The 13,455-nt window shown below is 59.7% G+C and carries 13 protein-coding genes; 9 read left to right on the forward strand and 4 right to left on the reverse strand.

The window, feature by feature from the left end:
* Positions 1-7 precede the first annotated feature (7 nt).
* The 7 genes from ACR0KJ_RS02355 to ACR0KJ_RS02385 all read left to right on the forward strand — a co-directional run bounded on the left by ACR0KJ_RS02355 (position 8) and on the right by ACR0KJ_RS02385 (position 5,877).
* Positions 8-2,821 (forward strand): helicase-related protein, encoded by a 2,814-nt coding sequence (locus ACR0KJ_RS02355; RefSeq protein ID WP_480625894.1) that lies wholly within the window; start codon positions 8-10, stop codon positions 2,819-2,821.
* Between the two features lie 90 nt (positions 2,822-2,911).
* Entirely contained in the window at positions 2,912-3,103 is a 192-nt protein-coding gene (locus ACR0KJ_RS02360; protein ID WP_170451372.1) for a hypothetical protein, read from the forward strand.
* Between the two features lie 6 nt (positions 3,104-3,109).
* Positions 3,110-3,415: a hypothetical protein gene (locus ACR0KJ_RS02365; RefSeq protein ID WP_170630239.1), complete on the forward strand. Its 306-nt coding sequence runs from the start codon at positions 3,110-3,112 to the stop codon at positions 3,413-3,415.
* Positions 3,416-3,423: 8 nt separating this feature from the next.
* Positions 3,424-3,792 (forward strand): RNA-binding S4 domain-containing protein, encoded by a 369-nt coding sequence (locus tag ACR0KJ_RS02370; protein WP_170630238.1) that lies wholly within the window; start codon positions 3,424-3,426, stop codon positions 3,790-3,792.
* A gap of 66 nt (positions 3,793-3,858) precedes the next feature.
* Positions 3,859-4,197 (forward strand): ferredoxin FdxA, encoded by a 339-nt coding sequence (gene fdxA / locus ACR0KJ_RS02375; RefSeq protein WP_170451366.1) that lies wholly within the window; start codon positions 3,859-3,861, stop codon positions 4,195-4,197.
* Between the two features lie 284 nt (positions 4,198-4,481).
* A complete protein-coding gene (locus ACR0KJ_RS02380) occupies positions 4,482-4,997 on the forward strand; it encodes a CarD family transcriptional regulator (RefSeq protein ID WP_480625895.1) in 516 nt (171 codons plus the stop codon).
* A 118-nt stretch (positions 4,998-5,115) separates the two neighbouring features.
* Positions 5,116-5,877 carry a potassium channel family protein gene (locus ACR0KJ_RS02385; protein ID WP_170451362.1) on the forward strand — a complete coding sequence of 254 codons (762 nt, stop codon included), beginning with the start codon at positions 5,116-5,118 and terminating at the stop codon, positions 5,875-5,877.
* On the opposite strand, the gene cobS is transcribed toward ACR0KJ_RS02385, so the two are convergent.
* The gene (gene cobS, locus ACR0KJ_RS02390) at positions 5,874-6,638 is read right to left on the reverse strand and encodes an adenosylcobinamide-GDP ribazoletransferase (protein ID WP_480625896.1); all 765 of its coding nucleotides are present in this window, start codon (positions 6,636-6,638) and stop codon (positions 5,874-5,876) included. The genes ACR0KJ_RS02385 and cobS overlap by 4 nt on opposite strands.
* Positions 6,639-6,716: 78 nt before the next feature.
* Here cobS and cobT point away from each other — a divergent pair, with 78 nt between their 5' ends.
* The gene (gene cobT / locus ACR0KJ_RS02395) at positions 6,717-7,727 is read left to right on the forward strand and encodes a nicotinate-nucleotide--dimethylbenzimidazole phosphoribosyltransferase (protein WP_480625897.1); all 1,011 of its coding nucleotides are present in this window, start codon (positions 6,717-6,719) and stop codon (positions 7,725-7,727) included.
* 31 nt (positions 7,728-7,758) lie between these two features.
* On the opposite strand, the gene ACR0KJ_RS02400 is transcribed toward cobT, so the two are convergent.
* Both ACR0KJ_RS02400 and ACR0KJ_RS02405 read right to left on the reverse strand, forming a co-directional pair.
* Complete coding sequence (locus tag ACR0KJ_RS02400) at positions 7,759-9,639, reverse strand: monovalent cation:proton antiporter-2 (CPA2) family protein (RefSeq protein WP_170451356.1); 1,881 nt, start codon at positions 9,637-9,639, stop codon at positions 7,759-7,761.
* A gap of 19 nt (positions 9,640-9,658) precedes the next feature.
* A complete protein-coding gene (locus tag ACR0KJ_RS02405; RefSeq protein WP_170451354.1) occupies positions 9,659-10,114 on the reverse strand; it encodes an Lrp/AsnC family transcriptional regulator in 456 nt (151 codons plus the stop codon).
* Positions 10,115-10,261: 147 nt separating this feature from the next.
* On the opposite strand from ACR0KJ_RS02405, the gene hppD reads away from it, so the two are divergent.
* Positions 10,262-11,359: a 4-hydroxyphenylpyruvate dioxygenase gene (hppD, locus tag ACR0KJ_RS02410; protein WP_480625898.1), complete on the forward strand. Its 1,098-nt coding sequence runs from the start codon at positions 10,262-10,264 to the stop codon at positions 11,357-11,359.
* Positions 11,360-11,382: 23 nt separating this feature from the next.
* Here the strand turns inward: hppD and ACR0KJ_RS02415 are convergent, their stop codons facing one another.
* Positions 11,383-13,344: a hypothetical protein gene (locus ACR0KJ_RS02415; protein ID WP_480625899.1), complete on the reverse strand. Its 1,962-nt coding sequence runs from the start codon at positions 13,342-13,344 to the stop codon at positions 11,383-11,385.
* Positions 13,345-13,455: the final 111 nt, after the last annotated feature.

Here is a 13,455-nt window from a genome sequence, read left to right on the forward strand (position 1 = left end):
GGCAAAGGTGAGCGGGTCATCCCGAATAGTGGCCGTACTTGGCCCGACAAACACAGGCAAAACCCATTACGCGATCGAACGCATGCTGGGGCACCGCACCGGTGTCATAGGCCTGCCGCTGCGCCTGCTGGCGCGCGAGGTCTACGACAAGATCGTCGCCATTCGTGGCCCCTCGGTCGTGGCGCTGGTCACGGGCGAGGAACGGATCGTGCCGCCGCGCGCGCAGTACTGGGTCTGCACGGTCGAGGCGATGCCCGAAGGCATGGGCGCCGATTTCGTGGCCATCGATGAAATCCAGCTTTGCGCCGACCCCGAACGCGGCCATGTGTTCACCGACCGCCTGCTGCGCGCGCGTGGCACCAATGAGACGCTGTTTCTGGGCTCGGACACTATGCGCGGGCCAATTGCAGCGCTGGTCCCAGAGGCGCAGTTCGTTCGCCGCGAACGCATGTCGCAGCTGGTCTATGCCGGATCCAAGAAAATCAGCCGGATGCCGCCGCGCAGCGCCATCGTCGGATTCTCGGTCGATAACGTCTATGCCATCGCCGAACTGCTGCGTCGCCAAAAAGGCGGGGCGGCTGTAGTCATGGGCGCGCTCAGCCCGCGCACGCGGAACGCTCAGGTTGAACTCTATCAAAATGGCGAGGTTGATTATCTGGTCGCCACAGACGCCATTGGCATGGGCCTCAATCTGGATGTGAACCATGTGGCGTTTTCGTCCCTGACCAAATTCGACGGCCGCCGGATGCGCCCGCTTGCGCCGAATGAGTTGGCGCAGATCGCAGGCCGGGCAGGGCGCGGTATGTCCGACGGCACCTTTGGCGTGACCGGAGAGGCCCCGCCGCTGGACGAAGGCGTTGCGCAGGCGATCATGGACAGCCGTTTCACGCCGATGAAAAAGCTGAACTGGCGGAATGCCGCTTTGCGTTTCGGTTCCATCGACGCGCTGATCGACTCGCTTGAGGTCAGCCCGAATGATAAACATCTTATCAAGGCACGGCCTGCCGATGATCTGAACGTGCTCAAATCGCTGTCGCAAGTGACCGAAGTGGCGGCCCGGGCCAGCGATGGCCCGTCGATCCGTCTGTTGTGGGATGTCTGCCGAATCCCCGATTTCCGCGGCATCAGTCACGCCGAACACGCGAGCCTGCTTGAAGTCATCTATGGCCACCTGCACGAACGCGGAGGCATCCCCGACGACTTCATGGCGCGGCAAATCCGCCGGATTGACCGAACCGACGGCGACATCGATGCATTGTCCAAAAGGTTGGCATATATTCGCACCTGGACATATGTTGCGCAACGAAACAACTGGGTACGCGACGAATCGCATTGGCGTGAGGAAACGCGCACTGTAGAAGACAGGCTGTCGGACGCTCTGCATGACCGTCTGACCCAACGATTTGTGGACCGGCGTACATCCGTATTGCTGCGCCGGCTCAAACAGAAGGAGGCCCTTTTGGCCGAAGTAAATGACAAGGGTGAAGTGACCGTCGAAGGCGAATTCGTCGGTCGTCTGGAAGGGTTCCGGTTCTCGCCGGACAAAAGCGCGCAAGGGACCGAGGCGAAAGCTTTGAAAACGGCGTCCTTGCAAGCACTCGCGCCGCAATTCCATCTGCGTGCCGACCGCTTCTACAACGCGCCCGATACCGAAATTGATTTCACCGATCAGGGTGGCCTGATGTGGGGCGAATATGCTGTCGGCAAACTGGTTGCCGGGGCAGACCCCCTGAAACCCGTGGTCGAGGTTTTTGTGGATGAGGCCGCAGGCCCCGATGTGGAACAGAAGGTCCAGCGCCGCCTGCAGCATTTCATCGACCGCAAGGTTGCCGCGCTGTTCGAGCCGCTGCTGAACCTGTCGCGGGACGAGGAACTGAGCGGTCTGGCCAAGGGCTTTGCCTTCCGCATGGTCGAGGCGCTGGGCGTGCTGCCCCGCGCGCAGGTCGCGCAAGAGGTCAAGGATCTGGATCAGGACGCCCGTGGCGCGCTGCGCAAGCATGGCATCCGTTTTGGTCAGTTCACCATCTTCATGCCCCTCTTGCTGAAACCCGCACCCACGCGCCTGCGTCTGGTTCTGTGGGCGTTGGCACAAGGCCTGCAGGAGTTTCCGGACGCACCGCCTCCGGGTCTGGTCACCGTGCCGGTCGCCAAGGACGCGCCGCAGGGCTATGACACCATGTGCGGCTACCGCGACGCGGGCGACCGCTCGATCCGGATCGACATGCTGGAACGTCTGGCCGACATGCTGCGTGCCGAGGACAGCCGGGGCGGGTTCGAGGCCAAGCCCGACATGCTGTCAATCACCGGCATGACGCTGGAGCAGTTTGCCGACCTGATGCAGGGGCTGGGCTACAAGGCCGAGCGTGGCGAGCGCGAGAAAGTCAAACCGGCGCCGGTCGAACAGCCTGCTGAACAGCCTGCGGCAGAAACGACCGAGCAACCCGCCGCCGAAGAAACCCCGGCAGCCGAAGCCGTTGCCGAAGAGGTCGCCGCACCCGCCGAGGCGTCAGCCGAGGCCACCGGCAGCACCGAGGCGGCAGCTGAGGCACCCGCATCGGACGAACCCGAGGTCGAGGTCTTCTACACCTTCACCTGGGGTCGCCAGCGCCAGCAAACCCGTGGCCCGCGCCGCGAGCAGGGGCAGGGCAAGGGAAAACCGCGCGGCAAGCCTCAGGACGGACGCGGCAAGCCGCAAGGCAAGAAGGGTGGCAAGCCACAAGGCTCCAAGACCTTCTCGTCGCGGCCTCCGAAAAAGGAAAAGGCCATCGATCCCGATAACCCGTTCGCAGCCGCGCTGATGGGTCTTAAGGACGGTAACTGATCGTTAGCCAGCCTTTGGCGTTTTTTCTTGCAGGTTTCCAGAGGGTTCCTATATCATAAAGGCCAGATGGATTTGAGGTGGAATAGCGATATGCCCGCTCAAAGTAAGAAAGTTAAAAAGAAGTTCTCCTCCCGCGACATGATCGTTAACGGGGGGGTTCCCGCTTTGGGCGCGTGTGCGGCAGTTTTGGCTGTTTCCGGCCCGATGGCGCTGGCGGTTTTACTGGGTGCGGCTGCCGGTGTGTCAGGTGTTGTCCTGACAAATGAAATTCCTCAAAAGTAAGACAAAATGCCAAAATCCCTGACGATTTCCCTGGCGGCCGCCTTGATAGGAGTGGCCGTCTACTACTTTTGGACATTCGGGAACGGCGTCACGGAAACCCAAAATGACTTCATTGCCGTTGCGGTGAATTTCTTCAATATATCGGCGATCTTTTGTCTGTTTTTCATTTTGGCAACCTGCGAAAAATCTTCAGCCGAAGAATTTGGCGGGGTCATGCGGGACAATATTTCCACAATCGTTGTGGCATTGTTCATAAATGTGATCATGACCGGCTATGATCTGCTGTTGAAATTCAACTTACTTACACCCTGAAGGTCATCATGACCACTGATGCCAAGCTGCGGATCGACAAATGGTTGTGGCAGGCGCGGTTCTTCAAGACCCGCAGCCTGGCCGCTAAACAGGTCAGCGGCGGCCACGTGCGTTTGAACGGAAACCGGGTGCTGAAACCGGCGCAAGCCGTGGCGCCCGGTGATGTTCTGACCTTCCCGCAGGGGCGTATCGTCCGGGTTGTACGCGTCGAAAAGCTGGGCGAACGCCGCGGTCCGGCCCCCGAGGCGCAGACGCTTTACTTCGATATGACGGAAAAACGGGAAAGCCCTCCTGAAAATCCGGGATATGAGGGAAAAGGTCGTCCAACCAAGAAAGAACGCCGCGCGCTTGATCTTTCTCGCACCCACAAAGGGTGATCCTCTCTTGAAGAGGCGCGCAGACTGAATTAGCTAGACGCCCAAACCGCTAATGGGAATCCCACCATGACCTATGTCGTCACCGAAAACTGCATCGCCTGCAAATACACCGACTGTGTCGAAGTATGCCCGGTGGACTGTTTCTATGAGGGTGAGAACACGCTGGTCATCCACCCCGATGAGTGTATCGATTGCGGCGTGTGCGAACCCGAATGCCCCGCCGATGCCATCCGGCCCGACACCGAGCCGGGGATGGAACAGTGGGTCGAGTTCAACCGCAAGTTCTCGGAACAGTGGCCGGTGATCGTCACCAAAAAAGACCCTCTGCCCGGCGCGGAAGAACGGGATGGCGAAGAAGGCAAGATGGAGAAGTATTTCTCCGAAGCTCCTGGCGAGGGCGGCTAAGCGATTCGCCTGAACCGCGTTGGTGTGATTTCAGCGCCAACGCGGGTTAGCCTGTTGAAAACAGGTCGAATAATGAAATTTTACCTTAGGTAAACTTTCGGGTGTCGCATTTTTGTGATATACTCCGATCCTACATGATGACTGAGATTGGGATGTACTCCGTAAGTATGCTCGCTTTGGAGTTCTGATTTTGTGACGAATATGCCGCCAGACGGGGCTGAACCAGACCCCGCTTGTGGCGTTTTGTCGTCTGCGTCCCGGTCCGTAACCAAGGAATAAACTGAATGACAAAGTCGAAAAAGCTTGAGTTCCGCCCCAACGACTATGTTGTCTACCCCGCCCATGGCGTGGGCCAGATCATCTCGATCGAGGAGCAGGACGTCGCGGGTTTCTCGCTCGAGCTGTTTGTCATCTCATTTGAGAAAGACAAGATGACCCTGCGGGTTCCGACCAACAAGGTCACCGAATCCGGTCTGCGGTCGCTCAGCTCGCCTGACGTGATCAGTCAGGCGATGAAGACGCTGAAGGGCAAGGCCAAGGTGAAACGCGCCATGTGGTCGCGCCGGGCGCAGGAATATGAACAAAAGATCAACTCGGGCGATCTGATTTCAATCGCCGAGGTGGTCCGCGACCTGCACCGCACCGACGATCAGCGCGAGCAGAGCTATTCCGAGCGTCAGCTGTACGAAGCCGCGCTTGAGCGTCTGACCCGCGAAGTCGCCGCCGTTTCCGGTTCCGGAGAGATTTCGGCTGCCAAGCAGGTGGATGACGTTTTGACCTCGCGCGCTGCCGCTGCCTAAGTTTGCGACGCTTGAATTGGAAAGGCCGCCCTGGCACCGGGGCGGCCTTTTTCGTTGCTTGGTGGATTTCTGAATACCGGCTAGTTTTGCTGTAGATGCAAGCAGATACAGGGTCGGGATGAAGCAGACGGTCAAGTTTCTTTACATTGGCAAAGACCCGGTTTCGGTCTGGTTCCGATATGGGCTGATCCTGTTCGACGTGGCGACAATCGTATTTTTTGTCGCCACGGCCCATTTCCCGCATGGGCCATGGGTGACGGCGATCAGCATCATACTTGGCTTGCTGATCATGCTGGATTTTTCAGCCCGGATGTGGATCTCAAAGGACCGGTGGAAGCTGCTGCGCCAGATTTACACGCTGGCCGATATTGTTGTAATCGTATCGCTGGTGCTTGATCCGTTCCTGACAGGCAATCTGGCATTCCTTCGTATCCTCAGGGCCCTGCGTCTGATCCATTCCTATCATCTGCTGCGGGATCTGCGGCGCGACAGCAACTTTTTCCGCACGCATGAAGACGCTGTTATCGCAGCTATCAACCTGCTGGTTTTCGTCTTTGCAACCTCGACCGCTGTTCTGGTGTTCTTCATCCCCGAGAACACGCCCAACCCCTATATCGACGCGCTGTATTTCACGATGGCGACCCTGACCACGACAGGGTTTGGCGACATCACGCTGTCCACGCCGTGGGGCAAGCTGTTTTCGGTTTTTATCATGGTGGTTGGTGTGGCCTTGTTTGTGCGGCTGGCGCAGGCGATCTTCATGCCGCAGAAAGTGCGCCACAAATGCCCCAGCTGTGGCCTGTACCGGCACGACCCGGACGCGGTGCATTGTAAACATTGCGGTTGCACCCTGCACATCAAGACGGGCGGCGTTTCCTAGATCAAAGCGGTCAGGGCGATCAGGAACGTGATCTCGGCCAGTTGCTGGGACGCGCCCAGAATATCCCCGGTCTGCCCGCCGATCTTTACCTTGGCGACAAGTGCCAGCCTCACCACGATCAACGCCGCGCACAGGGCAGGCAGTAGGAATTGCGCACCGATCAGCAGCAGACCGATAGCAAGAGCCAAACCCAAGGAAATTACAACGGCCATAAAGGTCGGCGCGCCAACAGATTGGCTTAGCCCCGATTGCCGTGCGTTCGGCAGCCCGGCCATCAGAACGGGCATGACAGCGCGCGAAAACACGCAGGCCGCCAAAATACCCCAGACCGCGCCGGCAGCCAGAAGGCTTGCGATTGCCGAAATGCGGATCAGTTGCGAACCAATTAGGGACAACACGCCATAAGTACCGATCTGGCTGTCCTTCATGATCTCCAGCCGTCGTTCGCGCGTGAACCCGCCCCACAGCCCGTCGAACGTGTCCGCCAACCCGTCCTCGTGCATCGCTCCGGTCGTCATGATCAGGGTTGCCACCAGCAACGCGGCGCAAATGAATGGCGGCACCGAAAGCGTCAGCGCGATCCAGCCGACAAAGCAGGCCAATGCGCCGATCACCAGCCCGACGATGGGAAAGGCCCAAACCGCCTGTGCCTGACGGGCAAATACATGCCTAGGCAAGCGGGGAAGGGGCAGGCGAGTCAGCAGGACCAGCGCCAGCGGTATATCCCGTACGGAAACCGGATTGGTGTCGTTTTTATGCACCCTCGCGCCTTTCGGGGTCTTGTTGGTATCTCAGCTTCGGTTAAACACACAGGACCACTCTGATGCAATGAGGCTTTGATGCTGCCCGAACTGAATGATTTGAACACGTTCCGCGAAGCGTTGACCAACGCGCCGGAACCGGACACCGCCGCGGCGACCGGAGCAGCCGAGCGTAATGGTCAGTTGACCAAACCCCCCGGCGCGCTGGGGCGGCTTGAGGATTTGGCGATCTGGTACGCCTCATGGCGCGGGGATGCGCGGCCACAGATCGAAGCCCCTCAGGTCATCGTATTTGCGGGCAACCACGGGGTGACGGCGCAGGGCGTTTCGGCCTTTCCGCCCGAGGTCACCGTTCAGATGGTGATGAATTTCGAACATGGCGGCGCGGCGATCAATCAGTTGGCCAAGGCAGCGGGAGCCAAGATGGACGTCCACGCGCTGGAACTGGATCGCCCCACGGCGGATTTCACGCAAGAGCCTGCCATGACCGCGGCCGAACTTCTCAGCGCCTTGCAAACCGGTTGGAATGCCGTGGACCCGCAATCCGATCTGCTGGTGGTCGGCGAGATGGGGATCGGCAACACCACCCCCGCAGCGGCCATTGCCTGTGCGCTGTTCGGCGGGGATGCCTCGGACTGGACCGGGCGCGGGACCGGTGTTGACGATGTGAGCCTTGCCAACAAAACCCGCGTTGTGGCCGAAGGCGTGGCGCGCCATGCCAGCGCGGACGGGCTGGAAGTTCTGCGCTGCCTCGGCGGGCGCGAGATAGCGGCAATGGCAGGCGCTATCGCCGCTGCGCGCGTCCTGCGCATCCCGGTCATTCTGGACGGGTTCATTTGCACGTCGGCTGCCGCCTGTCTGGCGCGCGTGTCCGCCTCGGCGCTGGATCACGCGGTTGCCGGTCACCAAAGCGCAGAAGGCGCGCATGGGGCCATGCTGTCGAAGCTGGGCAAGGATCCCCTGCTGAGCCTTGGCCTGCGGTTGGGCGAAGGCTCGGGCGGAGCGCTGGCGATCAACATCCTCAAAAGCGCGGTTGCCTGCCATTCGGGCATGGCAACCTTTGCCGAGGCAGGCGTTTCGGACGGATAAACAAAGCGCCTGACCCGGGCTGCGGCCCCGGTCAGGCGGATTTCTTGGCGTGTTCTTCGGCCAGTTCCAGAAGCGCCGTTTCCAGATCCTTTTCCAATTTCTGCGCACGCTCGATATACTTTTTGTTCTCGGCCGTCGGCATGCCCGGGATCCACAGCTCGGCCAGTTCGCGCACTGACGTCCGGTCGTGGTGGTAAAAGGTCTGCTCGGCCTGCGCGGCCTCGTATTCGCTGAGGCCGATGTTCTCCAGAACATAGCGCCCGGCACGCAAGGAACTGTCGAACATCTCGCGGACAATGTCGTTGGCTCCGGCCTGATACAACTCGTATACATGGGTTCTGTCATGGGCGCGCGCGATGATGTGCAGGTCCGGGCGCTGCCTTCTGGCAAAGCCGACCAGCCGTGTCACCGTTTTCCGGTCATCCATTGCGGCGACAAGAACCGAGGCTTTCTCGAGCCCCGCAGCGCGCAAAAGTTCGGGCCGTGTCGGATCCCCCAGAAAGCCTTTAACGCCGAAACGCCGCATCAACTGGATTGTCTCGATATCGTGGTCCAGAACGATGGTCTTGAAGCCGCTGGCCACCACAAGGCGGTTGACGATCTGACCGAACCGCCCGATGCCAGCGATGATCACCGGGCCTCTCTCGTCAATCTCATCGGGTTCCATCGTGGTGGTGGGTTCGCCGATTTTGCGCGACAGCACGTCATAGATGATGAACAGCAGGGGCGTGATCAGCATCGTCAGAGCAATGATCATCAGCAGTTTCTGGGCCAGATCCTGCGGGATGACGTTCTGCTGCCGCGAAAAGGCCAGAAGCACAAAGCCAAATTCGCCTGCCTGCGCCAGACCCAGGGTGAACAGCCAATGATCCCGGCCCTTCAGTTTGAACGCCTTGCCGACGATATACAGGATGATCCCTTTGGCAAGGATCACCAGCAGGGCCAAGCCAATCAGGTCCAGCGGGTCGTTGAAGAAATAGGCAACGTCAATCCCGGCCCCGACGGTGATGAAGAACAGCCCCAGAAACAGCCCTTTGAAGGGTTCAAGGTCGCTTTCCATCTCGTGCCGGAATTCCGAGCTGGCCAGCACAACGCCCGCCAGAAAGGCACCCAAAGCGGGCGACAGGCCGACAAGGGTCATCAGGAAGGAAATGCCCACCACGATCATCAGCGCCAGCGCCGTATACATCTCGCGCAGGCGGGTGGCGTGGATGAAACGGAACAGCGGGCGGGTCAGGTAGACGCCTGCCAGAATGACAAAAGCGATAGCGCCTAACGTCACCAGCGTAACCGCCCAGCCCGGCAACCCTTCGACCAGAGACAGGCTGTGATGTCCGGCGTCATGCAGATGCTCAGCGCCGCGATCGATCGAGCCGTCAGCCTCGATATGAGGGATGGCGGGCAGGGCAAGCAGGGGCAGCATGGCCAGAATCGGGATGACCGCAATGTCCTGCGTCAGCAGTACCGAGAAGGTGGCCCGCCCGCCATTTGTCTGCATCAAGCCCTTTTCCGACAGGGTTTGCAGCACAATCGCCGTCGAGGACAAACATAAGGTCAAACCAACGGCCAAGGCGACGGACCAAGGGTGATTTGCATAAAAGGCAACGCCTGCGATGACGGCAGTTGACAACAAGACCTGTAGCCCGCCCAGCCCCAGCAGCCTGTCCCGCATGTCCCACAAGGCCCGTGGCTCCAGCTCAAGACCGATCAGGAACAGCATCATGACGACGCCGAACTCGGCCACGTGCTGCAAATCTTCGGTCTCCGCGCCGACCAGGCCAAGAATGGGGCCGATGATGATGCCGGCGGCCAGGTATCCAAGCACTGACCCCAGCCCCAGACGTGCCGACAGGGGCACGGCAATCACGGCGGCAGCCAGATAAATTGAAGCCTGGTAAAGGAAATCGTCCATATGTGTCCTCGTTGCCTGCTCAGGTCGGCAGGGGGGCGTCGCGTTTTAGTTGGTCCATCACGATCTGGCTTTGAACCCGTGCTACAGCAGGATGCGGCAGGATCACCTGATGAAGCAAGCTGTTGAGCGCGGAAAGATCGTCGCAATAGACATGCAGCAGGTAATCTGCCTCACCCGTCATCGTCCAGGCGCTGGTGATCTCGGGGCGGGCGTCGACCATTCGGGCAAAGCTGGCGGATTGTTCGGGGCCATGGGTGCCCAGATGAACCTGGATGAACCCCTGAACATGTAGCCCAAGCTTCAGCGGGTCCAGCCGGGCAGCGTACCCTGTGATATAACCCTCGGCCTCAAGCCGCTGACGGCGGCGACCCGCCTGACTGGCCGACAGGTTCAGCACCTCGCCCAACTGTTGCGCCGTCAGATGCGCGTCCCGCTGCAATGCTGCAAGCAATCCGATATCGATATGATCAAGCATGTGCGGCGATTTCTCAGTTTTCTTTTCACGGATGCGAGTTTTGCGCACCTTTCGTTAGTTTACATGAAAACAATGCGCAGAAACAGCGTTGGTTAAGGCGTATTTTAGAATCAGCAAAGAAATTCCTGTTTCCAAAGGAGACGCGCAATGGGTCCTTTCCCGCACAACGCCCCGAAATCCGTTATCAGTTCAGAAAACCCCGCAGGCACCGACGGGTTTGAATTTGTCGAATTTGCCCATCCGAACCCGCAAGAGCTGCGCGACCTGTTCGCCAAGATGGGGTTCGATCTGGTCGCCCGCCACAAGGCCAAACCCCTGGTCGAGCTGTGGCAACAGGGCGATGTCACCTATATCCTGAACGCCGACCCGGACAGCTTTGCCGACAAGTTCGTGGCCGAGCACGGGCCCTGTGCCCCTGCGATGGGCTGGCGCGTGGTGGATGCGCAAAAGGCGTATGAGCACGCGGTGTCCAAAGGGGCCGAACCCTATGACGGGGCGGACAAAACCATGGACGTGCCTGCCATCAAGGGCATTGGTGGATCGTTGCTGTATTTCATCGATCAGTATTACGACACGTCGCCCTACAATCAGGAATTCGAGTGGATCAAGGAATCCAAGCCGCGGGGCGAGGGGTTCTATTACCTCGATCACCTGACCCACAATGTCTACAAGGGCAACATGGACAAGTGGTTCAGGTTTTACGGCGATCTGTTCAACTTCCGCGAAATCCGGTTCTTCGACATTCAGGGCAAGTTCACCGGGCTTTACAGCCGCGCCTTGACCTCACCCTGTGGCCGCATTCGTATCCCGATCAATGAGGATCGCGGCGAGACCGGGCAGATCGTGTCTTACCTCAAGAAATACAAGGGCGAAGGCATCCAGCATATCGCAGTGGGCAGCGAGGATATCTATGCCTCGACCGATGCCATCGCCGAGAACGGTCTGAAATTCATGCCCGGCCCGAACCGCGCCTATTACGACATGTCGAAAGAGCGTGTGACGGATCATGACGAGCCGTTGGACCGGATGATGAAACACGGCATCCTGATCGATGGCGAAGGCGTTGTGGACGGGGGTGAGACGCGGATTTTGCTGCAAATCTTCTCAAAAACCGTGATCGGGCCGATCTTCTTCGAATTCATCCAGCGCAAGGGCGATGACGGATTTGGCGAGGGTAACTTTCAGGCCCTGTTCGAATCCATCGAGCGTGAGCAGATCGAAAGCGGCGAGATTTCGGCGGCTTGACGCGCGCCTGATAGGCAAAGTGATCATCCACGCGGCATCGACAGGGTCACGTTGCGGCCCTTTTTCTGATACCGCAACTCACTGTCGCTGATGGCGATGACCTTGCCGCCGTCAACCCGGTCACCGACCTTCAGTTTCTTGTACCGACCGCTGGGCAAGCGGACCAAAGCGCGCCGGTTAGCGGGCGTACCATAGACCCCGATCAGATTCAGCCTGCGCAGGTTGATGGCGTTGTCGATGGTCGCCTGCCGCGCAACAGACGCGGTGGACGGGATTTTGGGGGCGACGGCCTTGGGCTGGAACGATCCGGCCTCGTCACTGTTTTGGTCAACAGCAGCGGTTGAGCCCAGATTGGACGCAGCCGGGGTTGCTGCCGCGACGCGCACAAGACCTGCAGGCCGGGTTTTGGGGCGCGGCACGCGCACAACGGCCAGGGCGGTGGGCGTGTCGTCCACCTCGGGCGCGGCTTGCAGAGATTCGGGCCGGAGTTTTGGCCGCATCACCGCCAGTTCTTCCAGGGACCGACCGCCCAACTGCTGACGCTCGAACCGTTCGTCCAGATTGTCCGGCCGGGGTTTCGGGCGGAACCCGGCAAGGCGTGTGTCGGTTTCCTCGACCACGGGTTCCTCTTCGAAACGCGTGGGAACATCCGGTGGAACCGAGGCGGGGCGACCGAGATAGACCATAATGCCGTCAGGGTTCAGGGTGCCGTCCGGGGAAGGTACCACAAGACCACGCTCATCCAGATCGAAACCCGCCACGGCTGCGCGCGTCAGGGCAGGGGCGTCAAATGGCAGATCCGTTTCAAAGCTTTCGGCAGGTGCCAGCGCCACCGCGTCGTTCGAGAAGTCGGACTTGTCGATTGAGGCAAGGTACAGATCGTCCGGCTCGATCAGAGATGGTTCGCTGGGGCGGTCGGGTGCGAGATCAACAACCACGACGCCCGGTTCAACGTCTTGCGCGGTGTCGGAGTCCCGTTCGATCTCTTCCACCGGGGTTGGCTGCACCTTCAACGCCTCCAGAATCGCCGCGTCTGTTGGCGATAAGGCGGGCTGGTCGTCGGGCGTCTTCGGTTGTGTCGCAGAAGGTTCGACCGAGGCCACGACATCGTCATCCGGGACAAGGTCGGTTGCTGGCGCACCTGCCACCTCGGTTTTAGTAGGCGGTGTTTCGGCAAGGTCTTGGGCGGCTTCTTCATCCGGTGTCGCGGTCAGAAGGTCTGGCTCGCCTTCGGCCAGAACATCCTCATCCTGCGCGCCCATCAGGGACCATGCGCCGATTGCCACCGCCAACACAGCAGCCGCTGCGATGGCTGGAACGGTCAGACGTTTGGGATCAAAACCGTTGCCACCCGAAGGCACATCAGCATCCGGCGGAGCAGGCGAGCGGAAAGCATCGGGCGCTGCCGTTTCGGCAATGGCGTGAACCGTTGGCTCTGGTTCTTCCTCGACCTCGGGCTCTACCTGTGCAGCGGGATGTTCGATTTCGGGCACTGCAACGGGCGCAACCGGCGCAGGCTCCAGATCAAATATCGGCTTGCCGGGAAATGTGTCTTCGTCGGGGTCAGCCGTGTAGGCGACCGGGACAAACCCGTGTTCAGCAGTAAAGCTCTGCGCTTCGTTCAGCGTTTGCAGCGACACCGCCGCGCCAAATGTCGTTCGGTCCTGAGTGACAGTGGCGAAACTCAGTTCCGATTGCTGATAGGGCGTTGCTGCAACCAGCTCATCGCGAACCTTCTGTGCGCTGTCTTCAGGCGACAGATCACCCGTTTCAACCGAGAGATAGCGAATCTGATCCGCCGGAATCACCACATTGCAGCTTAGGTCGTTTTCCAACGCAAAAGCCTGATCCCGCAACGCATGGATCTGCGCGTTCAGATCATCCGCATCCAGAGAAACGGTTCCAATACTGTACCACTCGCCCTCGGACAGGTGGTGCAGCGAAATTCCGGTTGTAGAAAATGACAGCGCAAAGGCGGGTTTCATAATCCCGTGGAACCATAACTCATATCATCAGCGCAAACGATAACACGCCTGCAGACCGACCCTAAAGCAGGAAGCCGCCGAGGGAAAGAAAAAGCCAAGCACCCCCCTTGT

Source organism: Ruegeria sp. AD6, assembly GCF_056542325.1.

Bases quoted from the DNA above. Each gene is read 5' to 3' on its own strand.
- fdxA (WP_170451366.1), top strand. From the start codon at position 3,859: ATGACCTATGTCGTCACCGAAAACTGCATCGCCTGCAAATACACCGAC.
- ACR0KJ_RS02370 (WP_170630238.1), top strand. From the start codon at position 3,424: ATGACCACTGATGCCAAGCTGCGGATCGACAAATGGTTGTGGCAGGCG.
- ACR0KJ_RS02415 (WP_480625899.1), bottom strand. From the start codon at position 13,344: ATGAAACCCGCCTTTGCGCTGTCATTTTCTACAACCGGAATTTCGCTG.
- ACR0KJ_RS02380 (WP_480625895.1), top strand. From the start codon at position 4,482: ATGACAAAGTCGAAAAAGCTTGAGTTCCGCCCCAACGACTATGTTGTC.
- ACR0KJ_RS02385 (WP_170451362.1), top strand. From the start codon at position 5,116: ATGAAGCAGACGGTCAAGTTTCTTTACATTGGCAAAGACCCGGTTTCG.
- ACR0KJ_RS02365 (WP_170630239.1), top strand. From the start codon at position 3,110: ATGCCAAAATCCCTGACGATTTCCCTGGCGGCCGCCTTGATAGGAGTG.
- hppD (WP_480625898.1), top strand. From the start codon at position 10,262: ATGGGTCCTTTCCCGCACAACGCCCCGAAATCCGTTATCAGTTCAGAA.
- ACR0KJ_RS02400 (WP_170451356.1), bottom strand. From the start codon at position 9,639: ATGGACGATTTCCTTTACCAGGCTTCAATTTATCTGGCTGCCGCCGTG.
- cobT (WP_480625897.1), top strand. From the start codon at position 6,717: ATGCTGCCCGAACTGAATGATTTGAACACGTTCCGCGAAGCGTTGACC.
- ACR0KJ_RS02360 (WP_170451372.1), top strand. From the start codon at position 2,912: ATGCCCGCTCAAAGTAAGAAAGTTAAAAAGAAGTTCTCCTCCCGCGAC.
- ACR0KJ_RS02405 (WP_170451354.1), bottom strand. From the start codon at position 10,114: ATGCTTGATCATATCGATATCGGATTGCTTGCAGCATTGCAGCGGGAC.